At 56.7% G+C, this 21,441-nt stretch carries 18 protein-coding genes and 2 tRNA genes; 11 read left to right on the top strand and 9 right to left on the bottom strand.

Annotated elements, in window-relative coordinates; translation table 11 throughout:
• Positions 1-13: 13 nt before the first annotated feature.
• From rpsA to pyrF, 5 genes are all read left to right on the top strand, one after another.
• Entirely contained in the window at positions 14-1,705 is a 1,692-nt protein-coding gene (gene rpsA, locus Q0Y21_RS11105) for a 30S ribosomal protein S1 (protein ID WP_297795078.1), read from the top strand.
• 129 nt (positions 1,706-1,834) lie between these two features.
• On the top strand, positions 1,835-2,131 hold the full coding sequence (locus Q0Y21_RS11100; RefSeq protein WP_012139425.1) for an integration host factor subunit beta: 297 nt from the start codon (positions 1,835-1,837) through the stop codon (positions 2,129-2,131).
• A gap of 59 nt (positions 2,132-2,190) precedes the next feature.
• A complete protein-coding gene (locus Q0Y21_RS11095; protein ID WP_297795073.1) occupies positions 2,191-2,493 on the top strand; it encodes a LapA family protein in 303 nt (100 codons plus the stop codon).
• A complete protein-coding gene (gene lapB / locus Q0Y21_RS11090; protein WP_297795071.1) occupies positions 2,493-3,662 on the top strand; it encodes a lipopolysaccharide assembly protein LapB in 1,170 nt (389 codons plus the stop codon). The genes Q0Y21_RS11095 and lapB overlap by 1 nt, the downstream gene beginning before the upstream one ends.
• A gap of 44 nt (positions 3,663-3,706) precedes the next feature.
• Complete coding sequence (gene pyrF / locus Q0Y21_RS11085) at positions 3,707-4,417, top strand: orotidine-5'-phosphate decarboxylase (protein ID WP_297795068.1); 711 nt, start codon at positions 3,707-3,709, stop codon at positions 4,415-4,417.
• A gap of 612 nt (positions 4,418-5,029) precedes the next feature.
• On the opposite strand, the gene Q0Y21_RS11080 is transcribed toward pyrF, so the two are convergent.
• Both Q0Y21_RS11080 and Q0Y21_RS11075 read right to left on the bottom strand, forming a co-directional pair.
• Positions 5,030-5,105: transfer RNA gene (locus Q0Y21_RS11080), tRNA-Asn, on the bottom strand.
• Between the two features lie 70 nt (positions 5,106-5,175).
• A complete protein-coding gene (locus Q0Y21_RS11075) occupies positions 5,176-6,360 on the bottom strand; it encodes a pyridoxal phosphate-dependent aminotransferase (protein ID WP_297795065.1) in 1,185 nt (394 codons plus the stop codon).
• 210 nt (positions 6,361-6,570) lie between these two features.
• Here Q0Y21_RS11075 and uvrB point away from each other — a divergent pair, with 210 nt between their 5' ends.
• Complete coding sequence (gene uvrB, locus Q0Y21_RS11070) at positions 6,571-8,604, top strand: excinuclease ABC subunit UvrB (protein WP_297795415.1); 2,034 nt, start codon at positions 6,571-6,573, stop codon at positions 8,602-8,604.
• A 19-nt stretch (positions 8,605-8,623) separates the two neighbouring features.
• Here uvrB and rimI read toward each other — a convergent pair whose 3' ends face one another.
• Positions 8,624-9,736, bottom strand: a complete 1,113-nt coding sequence (gene rimI, locus Q0Y21_RS11065) for a ribosomal protein S18-alanine N-acetyltransferase (protein ID WP_297795063.1) — start codon at positions 9,734-9,736, stop codon at positions 8,624-8,626.
• A 196-nt stretch (positions 9,737-9,932) separates the two neighbouring features.
• On the opposite strand from rimI, the gene Q0Y21_RS11060 reads away from it, so the two are divergent.
• Positions 9,933-11,432 carry a RimK family protein gene (locus tag Q0Y21_RS11060; protein WP_297795060.1) on the top strand — a complete coding sequence of 500 codons (1,500 nt, stop codon included), beginning with the start codon at positions 9,933-9,935 and terminating at the stop codon, positions 11,430-11,432.
• Here Q0Y21_RS11060 and Q0Y21_RS11055 read toward each other — a convergent pair.
• Positions 11,429-12,589 carry a cation diffusion facilitator family transporter gene (locus tag Q0Y21_RS11055; RefSeq protein WP_297795056.1) on the bottom strand — a complete coding sequence of 387 codons (1,161 nt, stop codon included), beginning with the start codon at positions 12,587-12,589 and terminating at the stop codon, positions 11,429-11,431. The two genes, Q0Y21_RS11060 and Q0Y21_RS11055, sit on opposite strands and share 4 nt — an antisense overlap.
• A 410-nt stretch (positions 12,590-12,999) precedes the next feature.
• On the opposite strand from Q0Y21_RS11055, the gene Q0Y21_RS11050 reads away from it, so the two are divergent.
• Complete coding sequence (locus Q0Y21_RS11050) at positions 13,000-14,019, top strand: quinone-dependent dihydroorotate dehydrogenase (protein WP_297795053.1); 1,020 nt, start codon at positions 13,000-13,002, stop codon at positions 14,017-14,019.
• Between the two features lie 211 nt (positions 14,020-14,230).
• Here Q0Y21_RS11050 and rmf read toward each other — a convergent pair whose 3' ends face one another.
• Entirely contained in the window at positions 14,231-14,443 is a 213-nt protein-coding gene (rmf, locus tag Q0Y21_RS11045) for a ribosome modulation factor (protein ID WP_297795050.1), read from the bottom strand.
• A gap of 333 nt (positions 14,444-14,776) precedes the next feature.
• On the opposite strand from rmf, the gene rlmKL reads away from it, so the two are divergent.
• Positions 14,777-16,954 (top strand): bifunctional 23S rRNA (guanine(2069)-N(7))-methyltransferase RlmK/23S rRNA (guanine(2445)-N(2))-methyltransferase RlmL, encoded by a 2,178-nt coding sequence (gene rlmKL / locus Q0Y21_RS11040; RefSeq protein ID WP_297795047.1) that lies wholly within the window; start codon positions 14,777-14,779, stop codon positions 16,952-16,954.
• Here rlmKL and Q0Y21_RS11035 read toward each other — a convergent pair.
• Together Q0Y21_RS11035 and Q0Y21_RS11030 are read right to left on the bottom strand one after the other, a co-directional pair.
• Positions 16,942-17,544 (bottom strand): outer membrane beta-barrel protein, encoded by a 603-nt coding sequence (locus Q0Y21_RS11035; RefSeq protein ID WP_297795045.1) that lies wholly within the window; start codon positions 17,542-17,544, stop codon positions 16,942-16,944. The two genes, rlmKL and Q0Y21_RS11035, sit on opposite strands and share 13 nt — an antisense overlap.
• A gap of 108 nt (positions 17,545-17,652) precedes the next feature.
• A complete protein-coding gene (locus Q0Y21_RS11030) occupies positions 17,653-18,135 on the bottom strand; it encodes a hypothetical protein (RefSeq protein ID WP_297795042.1) in 483 nt (160 codons plus the stop codon).
• 108 nt (positions 18,136-18,243) lie between these two features.
• Here Q0Y21_RS11030 and Q0Y21_RS11025 point away from each other — a divergent pair, with 108 nt between their 5' ends.
• A complete protein-coding gene (locus tag Q0Y21_RS11025) occupies positions 18,244-19,533 on the top strand; it encodes a M18 family aminopeptidase (RefSeq protein ID WP_297795040.1) in 1,290 nt (429 codons plus the stop codon).
• A 57-nt stretch (positions 19,534-19,590) separates the two neighbouring features.
• Here Q0Y21_RS11025 and Q0Y21_RS11020 read toward each other — a convergent pair.
• A tRNA-Asn gene (locus Q0Y21_RS11020) sits at positions 19,591-19,666 on the bottom strand.
• A gap of 70 nt (positions 19,667-19,736) precedes the next feature.
• Between Q0Y21_RS11020 and Q0Y21_RS11015 the strand changes: the two genes are divergently transcribed.
• Positions 19,737-20,741: an alpha/beta fold hydrolase gene (locus Q0Y21_RS11015; protein ID WP_297795037.1), complete on the top strand. Its 1,005-nt coding sequence runs from the start codon at positions 19,737-19,739 to the stop codon at positions 20,739-20,741.
• A 6-nt stretch (positions 20,742-20,747) separates the two neighbouring features.
• Here Q0Y21_RS11015 and Q0Y21_RS11010 read toward each other — a convergent pair whose 3' ends face one another.
• Complete coding sequence (locus tag Q0Y21_RS11010) at positions 20,748-21,389, bottom strand: arylesterase (protein WP_297795034.1); 642 nt, start codon at positions 21,387-21,389, stop codon at positions 20,748-20,750.
• Positions 21,390-21,441 lie beyond the last annotated feature (52 nt).

The following is a 21,441-nucleotide window of genomic DNA, read 5'->3' as shown; positions in this document are numbered from 1 at the left end:
TATAGGACACATAATGAGCGAGAGCTTTGCGGATCTTTTTGAAGAAAGCCTAAAAGAAATTGACATGCAACCGGGTTCCATCGTCCAGGGAACCGTAGTTGACGTCGACAACGACTGGGTCACCGTTAACGCCGGACTGAAGTCCGAAGGCGTTATCCCCGCCTCCCAGTTTCTGAACGAAAAAGGCGAGTTGGAAGTTGCTATTGGCGACGTTGTCGATGTAGCTCTCGACGCTGTTGAAGACGGTTTCGGTGAAACCCGTCTGTCCCGTGAGAAGGCCAAGCGCGCTGAAGCCTGGAAGGTACTCGAGAAGTCCTTCGAAGCTGAAGAAGTGGTCAAGGGTGTTATCAACGGCAAGGTCAAGGGTGGTTTCACCGTCGATCTGTCCGGCATCCGCGCCTTCCTGCCAGGCTCTCTGGTAGACGTTCGTCCGGTTCGCGACACCGCGCACCTGGAGAACAAAGAGCTGGAATTCAAGGTTATCAAGCTGGACCAGAAGCGTAACAACGTGGTTGTTTCCCGCCGCGCCGTTCTGGAAGCTGAAAACAGTGCCGAGCGTGAAGCTCTGCTCGAAACCCTGACCGAAGGTCTGGAAATCAAGGGTATCGTCAAGAACCTGACCGACTACGGCGCGTTCGTGGATCTGGGTGGTGTTGACGGCCTGCTGCACATCACCGATATGGCCTGGAAGCGCATCAAGCATCCGAGCGAAATCGTCAATGTGGGCGACGAGATCAACGTCAAGGTACTGAAGTTTGATCGTGAGCGTAACCGTGTATCGCTGGGTCTGAAGCAACTGGGTGAAGATCCCTGGGTTGATATCAAGGGTCGCTATCCGGAAAACAGCAAGGTCACCGCTCGTGTCACCAATCTGACCGACTACGGCTGCTTTGCTGAGCTGGAAGAAGGCGTTGAAGGTCTGGTTCACGTATCCGAAATGGATTGGACCAACAAGAACATCCATCCGTCCAAAGTCGTTCAGGTTGGCGACGAAGTAGGCGTGATGATTCTGGATATCGACGAAGAGCGTCGTCGTATTTCCCTGGGTATCAAGCAGTGTGTATCCAACCCGTGGGAAGATTTCTCCAGCAAGTTCAACAAAGGCGACCGTATCTCCGGCAAGATCAAGTCAATCACTGACTTTGGTATCTTCATCGGTCTGGACGGTGGCATCGATGGTCTGGTTCACCTGTCTGACATCAGCTGGAACGAAACTGGCGAAGAAGCCGTTCGTGAATACAAGAAGGGCGACGAAGTTGAAACCGTTATCCTGTCTGTTGATCCCGAGCGCGAGCGCATCTCCCTGGGCATCAAGCAGCTGGAAAGCGATCCGTTCGCCGAGTTTGTTCAGCTGAACGATAAGGGCTCTATTGTTAAGGGCACCGTATCCGCCGTTGACGCCAAGGCAGCCACTATCTCCCTGAACGACGAAGTTGAAGCTGTTCTGAAGGCTTCCGAAATCAGCCGCGACAAGGTAGAAGACGCCCGTAACGCGCTGAAGGAAGGCGAAGAAGTTGAAGCGAAGATCATTAGCATCGATCGCAAGAACCGCATTATCAACCTGTCTGTGAAGTCCAAGGATGTTGAGGACGACAAGCAGGCACTTGAGAGCGTGCGCAGCAAGACCGCTGAAACTTCTGGTGCGACCACCATCGGTGATCTCATCAAGGAGCAGATGCAACAGCAAAACGCCAACAAGGAATAAGTTTTCCGGTTGGTGTAAAAAAACGGGCTCTAAGAGCCCGTTTTTTTTGTGTTTTTTTCTGGTTTGGCTAAACTAGGGGCATGGAGCTGGTAACCGGCTATCCAATAATAAAGAAGAGGGAAGCGCCTCATGACGAAGTCCGAACTGGTGGAGCTGATTGCATCCAAGCAAACACAGCTTTCCGTGAAAGATGTGGAGCTGGCCGTAAAAACGATCATTGAACATATGTCTCAGTCGCTGTCCAATGGCCAAAGGATTGAGATTCGCGGATTTGGCAGTTTCTCCCTGCATCATCGTGCGGCGAGAACCGGCCGAAATCCGAAAACCGGCGAGGCCGTACAGTTGCCGGCCAAGTTTGTGCCGCATTTCAAGCCGGGCAAGGAACTGCGCGAGCAGGTTAACGACAGTCTGAAGAAGGGCTTCTGATCGCCTTTCGCAGGGAAAAACACTGGCCGGGGCAATCACCCTTGGGGAGCGATACATCGATGGCAGGATTGCAGAAAATTCTTATTGTTCTGTTGGTTGTGTTCCTGGTTCTCCTGGCGTTGGTCTTTTCCCTGAATAACCAGATGGCGGTTTCCCTGAATTTCCTGATTTTTGAAACCCAACCTCATGGCGTTGCTGTCTGGATTATCATGTCCTTTGTTATTGGCACACTGATTGGTGTTCTGATTACCATGCTGGCGACTTTCCGAACGTCTGTTTCCCGCCGAAACCTTGAGAAACGACTTGCTCGTACCGAGCAGGCATTGGAGAAATCCAGGGCCGAGAACGACCGGACTCTTTAATGGACATAGTGCTTCAATGGCTGCTTCTGACAATTGCGGTCGCGGCTGGCTGGTTTGCCGGGCGCCTTGGCAGTTCCTCACGGCGTTCAAAGAAAGCCATTTCAGATGAAGAGTCGGTGCGGGATCGTCTTCAGTTTCTGTTCACCAACTATTCCGACCAGGCGGTAGAGAACTTTGTCCAGTCCCTGGCCGTAAATCGCGACACAGTTAGCCTGCACCTATCCATCGGTGCTCATTTCCGCCACAAGGGCGAAACCGACAGGGCGATTCTGATTCACCAAAACCTGCTTGCCCGTCCCGAGCTTCCAACCCGATTTTCCCCACAAGTAACCTTAGAGCTCGCTTTGGATTATCTGAACGCCGGTCTTCTGGACAGGGCCGAAGCATTGCTGCATGAATTGATGGGGGATCGGGAATACGGTCGGAAATCGGCTTTACAGCTGATTGAACTGTATCAGCAGGAAAAAGAGTGGGAGAAAGCCGCCCAGGTCGCCCGAACCCTGACAAGTGGCCAGACTGACCCGGCTGTCCTGAAATCGCTGGCCTACATCACCTGTGAGCTTGCGGATGAAGCCCTCAAGAGTGATGACCGTTGGGGTGCCCAGAAGCTGGCCAAAGAAGCACTGGAGTATGACCGGTCCTGCGTCCGCGCCACGTTTATCATCATGAGATTGCAGGTGCGGCAGGGTAGCTTCAAGGAGGCCGCCAACCAGAGCCTTAAGGTATTCGATCAGAACCCGGAGTTTGGTTCCGAGGCCGTTGATCGCCTGATGAAGCTGGAGCATGAACACGGTGACATCGGTCGTTTGGTAAAGAAACTCCGTAAGTTGTACGAAGCATGGCCCAGCACCAGCCTACTGTTGGCGCTGGTGGAGTCGGTGGAGCGGGCGTCCGGCCGGCCAGCCGCCATCGATTTGTTGCGCCTGGAACTGGAAGTTCGGCCCAGTGTCCGGGGGTTGTTGCGCCTGGTGGAGCTGGCTGGTTACGAGAAAGGCATGACGACTGACGAAGGTCGCCTCGTCAGTCGTATTGGCCACCTGATTCTGGCCAACCGTCCGGTATACCGATGCGTCAACTGTGGTTTCTCTGGCCGTCAGCTGCACTGGCTATGCCCCAGCTGCAAACAGTGGGAAACCGTTCGCCCGATCCAGGGCGTGGAAGCCGAATAGCCCCTTTGAAGCCCATTTAACCCGATTACCCGCAGGACCCGACCGTGCAAGCCAACAATGACCCGAAGATCATCGTCGCTCTCGATTTTCCCTCAGAAAACCCGGCGCTGGCGCTGGTGGATCAACTGGACCCGGCCAAGTGTCGCCTGAAAGTCGGCAAGGAGCTGTTCACCCGTTCCGGCCCGTCGCTGGTACGTAGTCTGCAGGACCGTGGTTTCGATGTGTTCCTGGATCTTAAATTCCACGATATCCCCAATACCACCTCTGCAGCAGTAGCGGCGGCGGCGGATCTTGGCGTGTGGATGGTGAACGTCCACGCCTCCGGCGGCGAAAACATGATGGTTGCCTGCCGCGAGCGCCTGGAAGCCTTCGGCGCTGACCGCCCGCTGCTGATCGCAGTCACTGTGCTGACCAGCATGTCCGCCAACGACCTGGCCGGTATCGGCATCACCGAAAGCCCGGAGGCTCACGTCTCCCGCCTGGCCACCCTCACCAAAAACTGCGGCCTCGACGGCGTCGTCTGCTCCGCCCAGGAAGCCCCCAAGCTGAAAGCCGAGCAGGGCACCGACTTCAAACTGATCACCCCGGGCATCCGCCCCCTGAGCGCCGCCAAAGGCGACCAGCAACGCATCATGACCCCCACAGATGCCCTCAAGGCCGGGTCCGATTACCTGGTTATCGGCCGTCCGATTACCCAGGCGGCTGATCCTCTGGCGGCGTTGGAAGCTATTCACTCTGAGGTCGTGGCCCTCTGACCTTGGTGCCTGGCGTTCTAGTTCGGCCCTAGCCTTTGAGGTTTGGTGTCAGGGGTGATGGGGCCTTTCTCCCAAAAACCGCTACGAGCACATCCATGTGCGCTTCTTTCGGGCCATCCTTGGCCCTCAAAATTTTTGGGAGAAAGGCCCCATCACCCCAATTAAGCTTCAGAGATATAGTCTCGGAACGCGTAGGTCGGATTAGGCGCAGCCGTAATCCGACATGACATTTGTACCCAGTGCGCGGGCATGATTATTGGCCGAGGCTATGTTAATCCGGCAAAGCGTTTCACACCGTATGTGCGACCAAAATTGTCGGATTACGGCTGCGCCTAATCCGACCTACGTTGATGACTATCGCAATATTGTCAAAGTGGTGCGGATGGAGCCCCCTCCCAAAAATTTCGGAGGCCATGGATGGCCGGAGAGAAGCGCACACGGATGTGCTTGTAGCGGTTTTTGGGAGGGGGTTCCATCCGCACCATTCCCGCCAAGCTAAAAGGCTAGGGCAGAACCAAAACAGCAACCACCAATCCAGCCAGGAATACAAACCATAAAGGCCAAAAACGAAAAAACCCGCTAACTCATAGAATTAGCGGGCTTTCAGAATAGTGGCTCCCCGAGCTGGGCTCGAACCAGCGACAAACGGATTAACAGTCCGTTGCTCTACCAACTGAGCTATCGGGGAACGTCGTCGTGTGACGAGGCGCGTATATTAAGGTGGCTATACCGCCCCGTCAACCCCTGGCCAAAACTTTTTAGCCGAGGGCTTTCTGCAACCGCTCGATGGCCTTTTTCAGGTTATCCATGCTGGTCGCAAAACTCAGGCGCATATGGCCCGGGCAGCCGAACGCTGAACCCGGAACCAGGGCTACGCCTGCTTCGGTCAGCAGCTTCTCGGCAAACTCAACATCGGTGCTGACGCTGCTGTCGGCATCAATAGCACCCTGGAAGCTCGGGAACACATAGAAAGTGCCGTCGCCGTTCAGGCACTCAACGCCTGGTAGCTTGTTCAGGGCCTCTACCAGCCAGTCATGACGTTCCTTGAACGCTTTGACCATCTCACCAACGCAGTCCTGCGGGCCTTCCAGAGCAGCCTGGGCGGCAGCCTGGGAGATTGACGCGGGGTTGGACGTGCTCTGGGACTGGATCTTCTTCATGGCGCCGATGATTTTCGCCGGGCCAGCGGCGTAGCCGATACGCCAGCCCGTCATGGAGTAGGCCTTGGACACACCGTTCAGAACGAACGTGCGGTCATACAGCTCCGGTGTGGCGTTCAGGATGTTGCAAAACGGCTTACCGGTCCACAGGATTGGCTCGTACATGTCGTCGGTGGCGATCATGATCTGCGGGTGCTTTTTCAGCACGTCGCCGATGGCCTGAAGCTCTTCCTGGGTGTAGGCCATGCCGCTGGGGTTGGACGGGCTGTTGATCACGAACAGGCGGGTACGCTCGGTGATGGCGTTTTCCAGCTGTTCCGGGGTGATCTTGAAGCGGGTGTCCGCGGTGGTTTCGATGATCACCGGCTTGCCTTCGGCTACCAGCACCATATCCGGGTAGGATACCCAGTACGGAGCCGGGATGATGGCTTCGTCACCGGCATTCAGGGTGGCGAGAGCGAGGTTGAAAAAGCTCTGTTTGCCACCACTGCTTACCAGGATCTGGTTGGCTTCGTATTCCAGGCCGTTGTCCCGTTTGAACTTCGCAATAATCGCCTTTTTCAGCGCGGGCGTACCATCTACGGCAGTGTACTTGGTCTGGCCGTTTTTGATGGCCTCCATGGCTGCCTGCTTGATGTGTTCAGGGGTGTCGAAGTCCGGCTCGCCGGCACCGAGGCCGATAATGTCCTGGCCAGCAGCGCGTAATTCGGCTGCTTTGTTGGTGACAGCGAGGGTGGGAGAGGGCTTGATTGCCTGTACTCGGCTGGAAAGTTGAAGGTCCAAACTTGCGCTCCTTAAAGCTGCGTCTGATAGGGCTCCGACGCGCCGGCATACCATTGTTCCGGTTAGTTTGCGGGCGGTCGTCGATCGCAGTGATGGTACCATGAAGCCAGCGCAACGATAAATTTCTCTGTAGTATGCATCAATAGAATTTTCGAACCATTCAGTGGAGGTTGTCTGCCAATCATGGCCACTTCAGAAACCGGCGCCCTTATGAAAGACGGTGCGTTCAAGGTCGATTCTCCCTTCCAGCCCGCCGGGGATCAGCCCAAGGCGATTGCCGAACTGGTGGATGGTATTCAGTCGGGGCTGGCACACCAGACGCTGTTGGGGGTTACCGGCTCGGGCAAGACATTCAGCATTGCCAATGTGATCCAGCAGGTGCAGCGGCCCACCATCATCATGGCGCACAACAAAACCCTGGCGGCGCAGTTGTATGGGGAGTTCAGGGAATTTTTTCCGGACAACGCCGTTGAGTACTTCGTTTCCTACTACGATTACTACCAGCCGGAAGCGTATGTGCCGTCCTCGGACACGTTTATCGAGAAGGACGCGTCCATCAACGAGCACATAGAACAGATGCGCCTGTCCGCCACCAAGGCGTTGCTGGAACGGCCGGATGCCATCATCGTGGCCACGGTCTCCTCGATTTATGGTCTGGGTGATCCGCAGTCCTACCTGAAAATGATGCTGCACCTGGATCGGGGGGATCAGATCGATCAGCGTGACATCCTGCGCCGGCTGGCCGAGTTGCAGTACACACGCAATGATGTGGAATTCCACCGGGCCAATTACCGGGTCAGGGGCGATGTGATTGATGTGTTCCCGGCGGAATCCGAGAAAGAAGCGATCCGCATCGAGTTGTTTGATGACGAGGTGGAGAACCTCAGCTATTTCGACCCGCTTACCGGAGAAGTGCTGCGCCGGGTGCCGCGGGTTACGATCTACCCCAAGTCCCACTATGTTACACCCAGGCAGACCGTGCTGGACGCGGTTGAACGAATCAAGGTGGAACTGGACGAACGACTGCAACAGTTGCGGGACAACAACCGTCTGGTGGAAGCGCAGCGCCTGGAAGAACGTACCCGCTACGACATCGAGATGATGATGGAGTTGGGCTACTGTAACGGCATCGAGAACTACTCCCGCTATCTGTCGGGCCGCCGTCCCGGTGAGGCGCCGCCCACGTTGTTTGATTACCTGCCTCCCAACGCCTTGCTGGTGGTAGACGAATCTCACGTCACCATTCCGCAGATTGGTGCCATGTATAAAGGCGACCGGTCACGGAAGGAAACCCTGGTGGAATACGGCTTCCGGTTGCCCTCGGCACTGGATAACCGCCCTATGCGGTTCGATGAGTGGGAACGGATTGCCCCCCAGATGATCTTCGTCTCTGCAACGCCCGGTAACTACGAGGCCGAGCATGCCGGGCAGGTGGTTGAGCAGGTGGTGCGGCCGACCGGGTTGCTGGATCCGGAAATCGAGGTTCGCCCGGCGTCCACCCAGGTGGACGATCTGCTGTCGGAAATCCGTGCCCGCACCGCGGTTAACGAGCGTGTGCTGGTCACCACCCTGACCAAGCGTATGGCCGAGGATCTGACGGACTTCCTGATGGAGCACGATATCAGGGTTCGTTATCTGCACTCGGACATCGACACCGTGGAGCGGGTGGAAATCATTCGCGACCTGCGCCGGGGTGAGTTTGATGTGCTGGTGGGTATTAACCTGCTGAGGGAAGGTCTGGATATGCCGGAAGTATCCCTGGTGTCCATTCTGGATGCGGACAAGGAAGGTTTCCTGCGTTCCGAACGCTCCCTGATCCAGACCATCGGTCGTGCCGCCCGGAACATTCATGGCAAGGCCATTCTGTATGGTGATCGGATCACCGGCTCCATGCAGAGGGCCATTGATGAGACCGAACGCCGGCGTGCCAAACAGGAAGCCCATAATCTGGAACAGGGCATTACCCCGCAGGGGCTGAACAAGAAGATTGCCGATATCATGGAAGGTGCTGGCGGCGGCGGTCGCGGTCGCAGGAAGGCGGAACGGCCGGGAGAGAAAGCGGCGGAAGAAGCCGAGCAGTACCGCGCCAGGACCGGTAACAAGTCACCCCAGGAAGTCCTCAAGGAAGTGGCGCGGCTGGAAGACGAGATGTACAAGGCCGCTTCGGAACTGGATTTCGAAACCGCTGCCCGCTTGCGGGATGATATCTCCGAGCTGAAGGAAGCGGCCCTGCGGACTGGATAGTGGCCGGCCTGGCCCAGGCTTAGCGTTTCGGGCCGACGATCACTGCCGCCTGTAATGGCTGATTGCGGCCATAACGGGACATCTTGTCAAAGACCCGGCGATCAATGGGCAGGTATTGTTTGTCGGCGACGGTTTCACCGGCTTCGACGTCGATTTCCGGATCGTGAATGTAGACGAACTGGTCGTCAATGGCGCAGACGGTGACCCAGTGGGGAACGCGGCTGCGGTTCAGTTGCCAGGTGCTGATCAGGATCACCGGGACGCGGCCTTCGTGCAGGGCAGATTCCAGGCCGTCGAGCGTCAGCGGATCATGGTGAAGCTGGATGCCGGTCTGGCCGATGTCGTACAGAAAACCCTCGTGCACCAGCTCCAGTACCCGTTTCTTGTCGTCGTTTCTGACGGTATCCTTGAATAGCGCTCCTTCCTTGCTGATCCAGGCACTGGCGTGGAAGCCGCGGCTCCAGGCTGACAGCGCCAGTCCGTGGGGGCCACAGCCGCCGTGACCGGCCAACATGAAGATGGTGGTGGCTTCGCGCCACAGTTTCAGTTCTTCCAGGGTGGTTACCGGCTGGTGATCGTCCAGGGTTGCCATCGCCATGATCAGTGCCGCCGGCCCACAGGAAAATTCCGTGGTTTGCGGGTAGTAGGGCACTTTCGGGAACTCACGGGACGGTTCATAGAACAGAATACGACGCTCGAAACGCAGGGCGTCGCCGTGATCTTCATAGTAGTCCCGGTAGGTTCCGAACTGACGATAGCCCAGGCGTCTGTAGAGATTAATCGCAGCAGCGTTGTCCTCCCGCACTTCCAGCCGCATCACGATGCGATCCGCTTCCACTGCCTCCTTTTCAGCTTCCTGCACCAGCTTTTCACCAAGACCCTGGCCTCGTACGTCAGGGGAGACGGCGATGGAATAGATGCGGGCAAGTCGGGTTGCGGCGCTCATCAACACCAGGCAGTAGCCCGCCAGTTCATTTTCCTGTTCGGCAATAATCAACCGGTCCCGGGGCATTTCCAGAAAACGCCGGAAACTCCGACGGGACAGGCGGTCATCGCGGAAGCATCGGTGCTCCAGCTGTATCAGGGCATCCAGGTCATCATGGGTGGCTTGGCGAAGGATCAGATCGGGCATAATCGTGGTGCCTGGGTACATCGTGGTCGGGTGTGCTCGCGTGCTTCCCGTATGAGGCTATTATGGTAGAGAGTTCAACAAGCGCAAATAGTGCCACCATGCGTAAAAGCACGCATTCTGAAAGGATTGTGCAGGTATGGGGGCCGGCGTATTGTTGCCGGAATTCTATCTGGCTTTACCCTCAGGGAGGAATGCCATGTCCCGTTTGCTCATTGTTGTGGATCGCGCCAAAGACTGGGCACCGTACTATCCCAGTGAGGACGTCCTCACCTTTGACCAGTACCTCCAGTTCTCGGCGCCGGCTTCGAGCCGGGTGCGGGTCATCAACCTGTGTCAGAGCGCGAAGTACCTGAGCCGGGGCTATTACTGCTCGCTGCTGGCGGAAGCCCGCGGTCACCATGTTGTGCCTTCGGTGATGACCCTGAACGACCTGAGTCGCAAAGGGCTGTTTTCCCTGGAGCTGGAAGAGCTGGATGTCAGCGTCATTAACTGGCTGGACGCGGCGGGTTCCGAGATTGATCCGGCCAGCGACGAACGCCACGCTACGCACGAAGTGCGTATCCGCACCTACTTTGGCCACGCAGAGCACCCGGACCTGAAGCCGGTCGCGCGCGCCCTGTTTGAGCGATTTCCGTGCCCGATCCTGGAGATCGTCTTCAAGCGCCGCAAGGCCTGGCAGATTGAATCCATGAAACCGGCGGCACCGGCGGACCTGGATGAGAAGGAGCAGGACGTCTTCGCAACGGCCTTTGACCGCTTTAGCAGCATGGTCTGGCGCAAGCCCAGAACGCGTCGGCGCTATCGCTTTGATCTGGCGGTACTGGTGAATCCGGAAGAGGAAATGCCCCCCAGCGACAAGGTCGCCCTCAGCCGTTTTGAGAAGGCCGGACGTAAGCTCGGTATCAATGTGGAACAGATTACCCGTCGCGAATACATGCGCCTGCCGGAATACGATGGTCTGTTCATCCGGGAGACCACGGCGATTGATCACCATACCTACCGCTTTGCCCGCAAGGCAGAAGCCGAAGGCATGGTGGTGATTGATGATCCGGTATCGATCCTGCGCTGCACCAACAAGGTGTTCCTCGCCGATCTGCTCAAGAACAACAAGGTGCCCACTCCCAAAACCCTGATTCTGTCGAAAGACCAGAAAGACAGCGTGGAGCATGTGGTCCGCGAGCTCGGCTTTCCGGCGGTGATCAAGATTCCAGACGGCGCCTTTTCACGAGGGGTAACCAAGGCGGTAGATGAGAAATCGCTGAAGGCGGGCCTGAAGGAGCTTTTCAAACAATCCGCCCTGGTGCTGGCCCAGGAATACCTCTACACCGATTACGATTGGCGTATCGGCGTACTGGGTGGCCGGGCCATCTACGCCTGCAAATACTACATGGTGAAAGGGCATTGGCAGATCTACCAGCACGGCGGAGCCGAAGTGGACAGCGGCGGATTCGAGACCATGCCGACCTATGAGGTGCCGCGAAATGTCATTCAGGCCGCCCTGAACGCTACACGGTTGATCGGCAATGGCCTCTACGGGGTCGACATCAAACAGTCCGGGAACCGGGTCGCGGTGATTGAGGTCAACGACAACCCCAGCATCGATGCGGGCGTCGAGGACCGTTTCCTGGGTGGTGAGCTCTACACCCTGATCATGCAGGAATTTCTTTCCCGCATGGAGGATAACCGGCGCCGTTAATGGGTGCCGTACCAGGTGCGCAGACTGCCGAACCAGGGATAGCGGGATAGCTGGTCTCTGATCTCGCTGTTTGAAATCGCTGGCTTCTGCTCCGGGTTGTCAAAAAACAATTCCATATGAACCTTGTTCTTCAGATAGTGCAGTCGCAGGCGGGTATGGGACGGCAGTTCACCCATGTGTCTGGTGAGAACGTCGAGAATGTCCTGCCTGGATGGAAGCTTTTCCGAGGTGGGGAGGTGGTCCTCGTCGTTCTCGGCATCAATATGGAAGTTGATGTCCCGAATGTTGCCCAGGGCGTCCCGCATGTTGGACACCACCTGCATGCCGATCTGATGTCCTTCCGACACACTGATTTCCGGGCGCACCAGCAGATGGATATCCAGCAGGATGTCGTGCCCCATCCGGCGGCTGCGGAGTTCGTGCACGTTACGTACACCGTCGGTATCGTTGGCGATGGTCTTCAGCATCCTGGTGTCTTCCGCGGACAGTCCCGTGTCGACCAGTTCTTTGACGCTGTCCCAGGTGAATTTCCAGCCGATGTGCATAACGATGGCAGCAATCACCACCGCGGCCAGAATATCCAGCCAGATAAAGCCAACCATTGCACCAATGGTGGAGAACAGAACGATGACAGAGGAAAAGGCGTCTGTGCGACTGTGCCAGGCGTTGGCAATAATCAGGTCTGATCGTATTGTCTGGCCGACATGTCGGGTGTAGTGATAAATCCACTCCTTACTGCCCACAGACACTGCTGCAGCAACCAGCACCGGCCATTCGGGCACATGATCGGCTCCGCCAGCTATCAGTCGCAGAATATTATCCCAGGCCAGAACGGCGCCGACGGCAATCAGGATGCTGCCCAGAGCGAGAGTGCCAATGGTTTCGATACGCTGGTGGCCGTATGGATGGTTCTGGTCCGGGGCCTGACGTGAAACCCGCATTACGCCGAGAACCACTAAATCCGATGCGACGTCAGTGAACGAATGAATACCGTCGACGATCAGGGCCTGGGAATGAAAAAGAGCACCGGCGATGACTTTAATGGCACCAAGCACCGCATCCAGAATCATGCCGATGACGGTGACACGTGAAGCAGAGTGTCGTTCAGCGTCCAGGTCAGGGCTGTGATGAACTGACGCTTTTTGATTTTCGGACATTTCGGGCCAGTCTCCGGAAAGTTCTGGGACCATTATAGCCGTAATAGAGGACTTTCCGAGCAAAAGGGTATAAACGGTACTTCTGTCTGATTTATGCACATGGTGACAAAACGGTGAATCTGTAACGTTTTGTTTTCCCGTGTTGGCCCGTAATGCAAAAACTCTATAATGCATTGATAATAAAGAAAAAAATAACTGATCAAAAAATAACCAATCTGTAGGCTGGCGCAGTTATCAAGGGATGGCAACCGTTGCCCATCGATTTTCAACAGGTTTATCCACAGAAACCGTGGAAAAGCTTACCAGACGTCCACGTGACAGGCATTTACGGGTGAAATAAGTAAGTTAGAAGATGCTGTGGACAACTTCCGGTATACTCCGCGTCACCCAAAACGCAAGGAGTTTTTTCGATGTACGGTGCTATTCGCAATCTGCTATTCCGGTTGCCTCCGGAACAGGCTCACAATTTTGCACTTTCCGGATTGGACCTGGCTGACCGATTCGGATTGCTGAAGGCATTGGCACCGAAGTTTGATGCATGCCCGGTGAATGTTATGGGGCTGGAATTCCCCAATCCGGTTGGGTTGGCTGCCGGCCTCGACAAGAATGCCGACCATGTGGATGCCCTCGGCGCCCTGGGCTTCGGGTTCATCGAAGTGGGAACCGTGACGCCACTGGCTCAGCCCGGCAACCCGAAGCCGCGCATGTTTCGGCTGCCCGAGCACCAGGCCATCATTAACCGCATGGGCTTCAATAACGAAGGCCTTGAGCACATGCTCGCAAGAATCGACAAACGCCGGTATCAGGGCATTCTCGGAATTAATGTGGGGAAGAACAAGGACACGCCAAACGAAGAGTCTGAATCCGACTACCGCAAAGGTATTTCCGCTGTCTATTCCCGGGCCGACTACATCACCGTGAATGTCTCCTCGCCCAATACGCCAGGGTTGCGGGACCTGCAATTCGGAGATTCCCTGAAGCGCCTGCTGGATGCCATCAAGGACGAGCAGGGCAAGTGCGTAGCCAACACCTCGCGCTACGTTCCTATTGCGGTCAAGATTGCACCGGATATGGATGACGAAGGCATCCGTTTTGTTGCCGAGGCGTTGCGAAACTCGGGGCTGGATGGCGTAATCGCCACCAATACCACCATCAGCCGTGATGCGGTCCAGGGGCATCCCCACGCGGATGAGGCTGGCGGGCTGAGTGGTGCGCCAGTGCGAGAGCCTTCCCTGAGAGTGATTAAAGGGCTGTACGCGGAGCTGGGAGAGGATCTGCCCATCATCGGGGTTGGCGGAATAACAGACGGCGAGAGCGCGGCTGAGAAGATCCGGGCCGGAGCAAAACTGGTGCAGATCTATACCGGGTTTATCTACCGGGGGCCGGCATTGATCAAAGAGGCAGTCGAGGCGATTCGCAAACTGCAGTGAGTCGGTGATGCCGGGGATTGGGATAAAGGCGCAGGATTTTTACCGGCCCAGAACGAAGGTGGGCCCGCTGAGCGGGCCCTTGCGGGGAATAAACCCCGTGGCGCTTCTTCGCATGATACGGGTCGGGAGGACCCGTCTGGGTTATTTAAGGTGTTGCGTCAAATTGTAAGTGTTGAAAGATCAGATTAAAGATCGGGGTTTATGGACTGTGTCACGCGGTGGTGACATTTGCGAGCTTATGGATGCCGGATACACCGGTCATGCCCTCCCATTGATCTGTGCGGCCTTCTCGCCACCCGTTCAACCATTCCTGGCGGATTTCCGCCTGCTCTAACGGGCAACTGTCTTTGGATTTACCGGACACACCGGCCAGATAACCCCGTTTAAATGCACGAGCGTACATATCTCTCTTCTGTCTTTTCATGCCGTTCCTCACTGATGGATTAACAGAACAAGCGTGTACACTTCTGCTGTAGCCCTGGCATACGGTTGCCCCGGAAATAAATCCGACGGGGTAACTCACTATTGCCAGTTCTGGCCAGAGCAGTCAGGATCCTGTTAACGGAGAAGCTCGTAAGCTCTCCCGAACGACGCGTCTCTTACAAGGTAAGTCGAACATTGAGCCGATGTACACTATTTATTTCATCTATATGAAGCTTCTCTTATAGTTGTGTGACATAACGAAGGTGTATTGGTCCAGAGAAAATGCGCCATTTCCATGTAGTTAGCCGAATACCGAAACTCCCGGGAGTAGAACTTGTCTGATTCTGTCTTTTTCGTAACCTGCCCAAAAGGCGTCGAGTACCTTCTGGCGGATGAACTTCGCACATTCGGTATGGAACCGGTGCGAAATGCGCCTGCTGGCGTGTGGGCAGAAGGGCCCCTGGAAAGCGGCTACCGGGCCTGCCTCTGGTCGCGGCTGGCGAATCGCGTCATCCTTCACATCGACGAGGTCAGCGCTACCAGCGGCGACGAACTCTATGACGGCGTGGTGCACCTCGACTGGCAGCAGCACATCCCAGCCAATGGCAGCTTCCGGGTGATGTTCCTGGGGCAGAACGAGGCCATTCGAAACACCCAGTTTGGTGCTCAACGGGTGAAGGATGGCATTGTTGATCGCATGCGCTCGAGCAGCGGGCAGCGTCCTTCGGTAGATGCAAAAACACCGGATGTCACTATTTCGGCGCGCCTGAATCGTGGTCGTCTGTCTGTGGGGCTGGACCTCAGTGGTCACAGTCTCCATATGCGGGGCTACCGTACCGAGAAGGGCGTTGCGCCGCTCAAGGAAAATCTGGCGGCCGCATTGCTGTTACGTGCAGGCTGGCCGGAACTGGCAAAGTCCGGCGGTGATTTCATCGATCCCATGTGTGGCTCCGGCACGTTGGCGATCGAAGCCGCATTGATGGCGCTGGATATTGCCCCGGGCCGGAACACGGACCGGTTCGGCTTTGAAATGTGGCCCGGTCATCAGCCGGAATTGTGGCTGCAATTGCGCCAGGAAGCCGAACGCCGTGCCCACGAAGGCAAGCAGGGCCAGTTGCCCCGTATTGCCGGCTATGATCAGGACAGCCGTGTGATTGCTACGGCCTGGAAGAATATTCAGCGGGCAGGGCTTGAAGGCCTGGTTCACGTTGAATGCCGCCCGGTTGAATCCTTTGCCCTTGATGGCGAATGGGCTGAGCAGGGGCTGGTACTGACCAACCCTCCCTACGGCGAGCGTTTGAGCGAACGCAAGGAACTGGGGGCGCTGTACCGTTCCCTGGGAGAAGCTGTAAAGGCCGCGGTCCCCGGTTGGCGTCTGGGGGTGTTTACCGGCGCGCCGGAGTTCGGAAAATCCATCGGCCTGCGCAGTTACAAGCAGTACAAGCTGTTCAACGGCAAGCTGCCTGCACAGTTGCTGTTATTCTCGGTGGATGACGTCAGTTCCATGACGCCCCGGGAGCCAGGCATACCCGGTGAGGTTCAGCCCCGCATTGCCAATGAAGAACGGGCGGCGATGCTGGGCAACCGTTTGAAGAAGAACTTGAAGACCATTGGCCAGTGGGCCCGCAAACAGGGCATTGAATGCTACCGGCTGTATGACGCGGATATGCCCGAGTTTGCGCTGGCGATCGATATCTACGATGGGCTGGTTCATGTGCAGGAATACGCAGCGCCCAAATCGGTGGATGAGCGTGCGGCGCGTGAACGGCTGGCGGAAGCGCTGGCGGTCATTCCGGAAGCTCTCGGCATCGAGCGCGAGGATATGGTCTGCAAACAACGGCAGCGGCAGACCGGCACGTCGCAATATGAAAAGCAGGCGGCCAGTGGTGAATTTTTCAATGTGCATGAGCATGGCTGTACGCTGAAGGTAAACCTCAAGGATTATCTGGATACCGGTCTGTTCCTTGATCACCGTCCGGTGAGGCACTGGATTCAGCAGCATGCCTCCGGCAAGCGGTTCCTGAACCTGTTCTGTTATACCGGGGCAGCCACAGTGCATGCTGCGGTGGGTGGTGCCAGCCGGTCCCTGAGTCTGGATATGTCAAAGACCTATGTGAAGTGGGCCGAGGACAATCTGGCGCTGAACCGGATAGATGCCCGCCATCACAAGGTGGAGCAGGCCGATTGTCTGGCCTGGCTGGCGGCGAAGCCGACTCCGGACCAGCGGTTCGATCTGATTTTCATGGACCCGCCCACGTTTTCCAATTCGGCTCGTATGGCTGGGGTGCTGGATATCCAGAAGGATCACGGCAAGCTGATACGACAGGCGATGCAGCGGCTGACGTCCGAGGGGTTGCTGATTTTCTCCAACAACTTCCGCCGCTTTAAGCTGGATGAGGCGCTGGAGCAGGAGTTTGCCATCGAGGAAGTGTCACGGGACACCATCGACAAGGACTTCCAGCGCAATGCCCGGATTCACCGGTGCTGGCATATTCGCCATCAAAATTCGTAACGGATGCCGCCGGAGAACTGGAAGGTGTTGGCACCTGAACCGGTATCCTTGAATAACCGGCCACCCTCAAACAGCAGATAGCCGTTGTCGATCACTTCAAAGTCCACCCCGGCCAGCCAGCTGATGCTGAAACTGCTGTCGGGGAAGTCTCCCTCAATGTCGCGAAACTGGCGGTTCTCGTCTGCGTCGGGATTAACCAGTTCCGCATCGCCACTGATGTGGGAAAAACCGGCCTGAGCGTAGACGTTGGCGTAGCTGGTGACAGGGTAATGCAGCCCGATGTACCAGCTCGCGAAGTAGTCGATGGAGAGCGTCAGGTCGCCGGTTTTGGCGTCTTTGTAGCCGCCGCCGGCGCGGACTTCGGCGTGGAACCGGTCGGTGATGTGACCGCCAACGACAACGCTGCCAACCTGGCCCCAGGCGGATTTGTTGCTGATTTCGGCAATACTGCGATGGTTCAGCGCGGTGGCGTAAAGGCCAACGTAGTGCATGTCTTCTCGTGCTTTCTCTTCGGCCAAGGCGAAATCAGCGCCGAGCAGGACGAGGGGCAGCAGGGCTGCCGGAAGAGCTTGTCGCAACACCTTGTTCATTGTTTTGGGCTTTCCTGACGATTGCGGGTTCGGGCAGATTCTGCCTTTTGTAACGGTGTGTTACGTCGACCCGCGTCACACTTCCCTCAGGGAGCCCGGGATTACAGCTTAGTCTTCCAGTTGGCCTTCTTCCCGGGCCAGCAGGAGGAGGGCATAGACACAGTTTTCTGCGCGTGTGGGTTCCAATCCTTCGTCGAACAGCAACTGGCGGCGGCGGTCTTCGAGACTGTCGGTATCGAAGGTGGTGATCAACTCGGTGATGGGGGCGAGCTCGAACGGGGCCTCCATGTTGACTGCGGTGAAGATCAGGTCCACCAGGATGTCGTCCGGGTCCATACCATCGGTAAAGACGGTCTGGTCCGGCAGGTCCTGGTGGAGTTCCCTGGCCAGTTCGATCAGCGGCACACCCTGTTCTTCCAGGTAGAGCAGGTCGACGTCGCCCAGGTCACCGTCTTCGGGTATCCAGCTGTCTTCCGGAGCAATAACAACGGTTTTCAGGCGTCCGTCTTCCAGTGACCAGGAGATGGCCGTGGGAAAGACGGTGTCGTCGGTCTGGCAGTATTCGATGTCGAGAAATCGTGGTAACGGCAAGGTAAACTCCCGGTGTCGTCTGGTGCCATTGAGTTTCAGGACACCAGTATGACGGTTATTGGCTTCATGCCATACTGTCAGCCGTATTATCAGGTAATCAGGAGCATCATGGAACACGCGCAGTTTAATCACGATTTGCTGAATTTTCTCGATTCCTCCCCAACTCCCTGGCACGCAGTCGCCACGATGAAGGCCCGTCTCGATGAGGCCGGTTTTACCGAGCTGGACGAGAAAGACGAGTGGTCGCTCGACGAGGCCAGGGGCTACTACGTGATTCGCAATGGCTCTTCGATTGTGGCCTTCCGGACCGGTAAGGGCGATGTTGCGGAAAGCGGCATCCGTATGGTCGGCGCCCACACCGACAGTCCCTGTCTGAAAGTAAAGCCGAACCCGGAACTGCGTCGCAAAGGGTTTTTCCAGGTTGGGGTGGAAGTCTACGGCGGTGTATTGCTCAATCCATGGTTTGACCGCGATCTGTCCCTGGCCGGCCGTGTCACGGCTCTGGACGAAGCCGGAGCCGTAAAGGATGTACTGGTTAACTTCCGTAAGCCGGTCGCATTTATTCCCAGTCTGGCGATTCATCTGGACCGCGAGGCCAACAGCAACCGCTCTGTCAATGCCCAGACTGATCTGCCACCGGTACTGATGCAGGTGCCGGATTCTGATACCACAACCTTCGCTTCCTTGCTGGAACGCCAGATAGCGACCGAGTCCGGTATCGGGGTTCGCAAGGTGCTGGGCTATGAGCTGAGCTTTTACGACGCCCGGGGTGCCTCATTCGTGGGATTGCGGGACGAGTTCATTGCCTCGGCACGACTGGACAATCTGCTGAGCTGTTACATTGGTCTGCAGGCGCTGCTGGACTCATCCAGTGACGAGCCCGCGCTGCTGGTCTGTAATGATCATGAAGAGGTGGGCAGTGTGTCCGCTGAGGGGGCTCAGGGGCCATTCCTGTCGGCTCTTCTGGACCGTTGGTGTGGGGCAGCAAAGTCCCGTGTGATGGCACGCTCGATGATGATCTCGGCGGACAACGCCCATGGAATCCATCCCAATTACATGGATCGTCACGATGAGAACCACGGCCCGCTGATCAATCAGGGGCCGGTTATCAAGGTCAACCACAACCAGCGATATGCCACCAACAGTCGTTCCGCCGGAGTGTATCGCCATATCAGTGACGAGTTGGGTTTGCCTTACCAGACATTTGTGGTGCGCAGCGATATGGGCTGTGGCAGTACCATCGGTCCGCTGACGGCGGGAAATCTGGGGGTAACGACGCTGGACATCGGTGTGCCCCAGCTGGGTATGCACTCGATTCGTGAGATGACCGGAACGGAAGACGGTTATACACTGTATCGTGTGATGCAGGCGTTTATGCAGCGGCCTCAGATTTTCTGAGATCCGGAACGAAAAATGCCGCTGGTTTCAGAAGAAACAGCGGCATTTCGGAATAAGTGGCTCCCCGAGCTGGGCTCGAACCAGCGACAAACGGATTAACAGTCCGTTGCTCTACCAACTGAGCTATCGGGGAACAGCTAAGTGGCGCGAATAATAAGGACTTTATTCGTTGGGGTCAACCCTCTGAATTAGAAGGTTAAAAATTGTACTATCAGTCTGCTCCCCATCCTGTGCCGCCGGATATTGGTAAGCAGGTATTCCGTTATCGGCCGCCACCGTGGCTTCGTAACGGTCACCTGCAATCGGTGTGGCCAACGCTGTTTCGTAAAGTGGCCCTGGCCGAGCCGGAGTCGGAAGTGCTCACTACCTGCGACAACGACGAACTGCACCTGGATTGGTACCGCCAGGGCAGTGACCGGCTGGCAATATTGTCCCACGGACTTGAAGGTCACAGCCGGAGGCCTTACATCCTCGGTCTGACCCGTGCCCTGCTGACAGCAGGGTGGGATGTGCTGGCCTGGAATTTTCGTTCCTGCGGTGGAGTGATGAACCTGCAGCCCCGGTTCTATCACAGTGGCGCAACGGAGGATCTGGATCGCGTGGTGCGTCACGGGTTGTCCCGGGATTACCGCACGTTGTTCCTTTCCGGCTTCAGTATGGGAGGGAACCTGACACTGTTGTATCTTGCTCAACAGTCGGAAAGAGTGGACAGCCGCATCTGTGGCGCGGTTGCCTATTCCGTACCCTGTGACCTGGCCGGCAGTGCGGATGAACTGGCCAAACCCAGCCGGAAGATCTACATGCAGCGCTTCCTGAGGGACCTGCATGTCAAGATGGAAGAGAAAGCCCGGCGCTTTCCGGAGCTTATTGATGTGAACGGCTTCGAGAACATTCGCAGCTTTCACGAGTTTGATAACCGCTATACAGCGCCACTGCATGGTTTCCGTGACGCCCGGGATTACTGGGCCAGTTGCTCCGCTCTTGGCAAGCTGAGGGACATCCGGGTGCCGTCGCTGATGGTGAATGCTGCCGATGATCCCTTCCTCTCACCCCGGTGCTTCCCGGAATCAAGAGAGCTGTTGGGTCAGCATGTCCATCTGGAAGCACCGCGTTGGGGTGGCCACGTGGGGTTTGTTGAGCACGCCCGGGATGGATACTACTGGTCTGAGCGCCGTGCAATCGCCCATATCCAGTCGGTGGCTGGGTAGCCTGGCTTATTTGAGCAGCGGCTCAAGTTCCGGCCAGAGGTTGGCCAGTAGCTGGTTTTGGGCTTCAGCGGTGGGATGTATGCCGTCAGACTGCATCATGTCCTCCTGGTCGTAGATGCCTTCCAGAAAGAACTCAACCAGGCCGGTGTCGTACCGTTTCGCCAGTTTGGGAAAAATTCCGGCGAAGATCCGGGTGTAGCGCTCACCGTAGTTGGGAGGAATTTGCATGCCCACAAGCAGCGGGTGGGCGCCGGCATCGCGGACATGTTCGATCATTTTGGCCAGGTTATTCTCGATGACATTGGGCGGGAAACCCCGCAAGCCATCGTTGCCGCCCAGTTCGATGACCACTACTTCGGGCTCATATTCCTCAAGCAACGCCGGCAGGCGACGCAGCCCGCCGTCGGTGGTTTCGCCGCTGATGCTGGCATTGACGACCTGCCAGTTTTCCAGACCCTCAGCTTCGAGGCGCGCGCGCAGCAGAGCCACCCAGGCCTCGTCCGTTTGCACACCATAGGCCGCACTCAGGCTGTCCCCGACAATCAGTACGGTGTTTGATGCCTGATTCTGATCAGCCTGAACTTGTGTAAAGACACAAAGAAAAGAGATGAAAAGTATTGATCTCAGACGTAAAAATACCGTATCCATAGACAACCTGTAACCACTTTAAAATGTTGGAGACCCCGTGAACGACCAGACC

The sequence above is a fragment of the uncultured Marinobacter sp. genome (assembly GCF_947259545.1).
Lineage (GTDB): Bacteria > Pseudomonadota > Gammaproteobacteria > Pseudomonadales > Oleiphilaceae > Marinobacter.
This window is presented reverse-complemented; position numbering and strand designations above follow the sequence as displayed.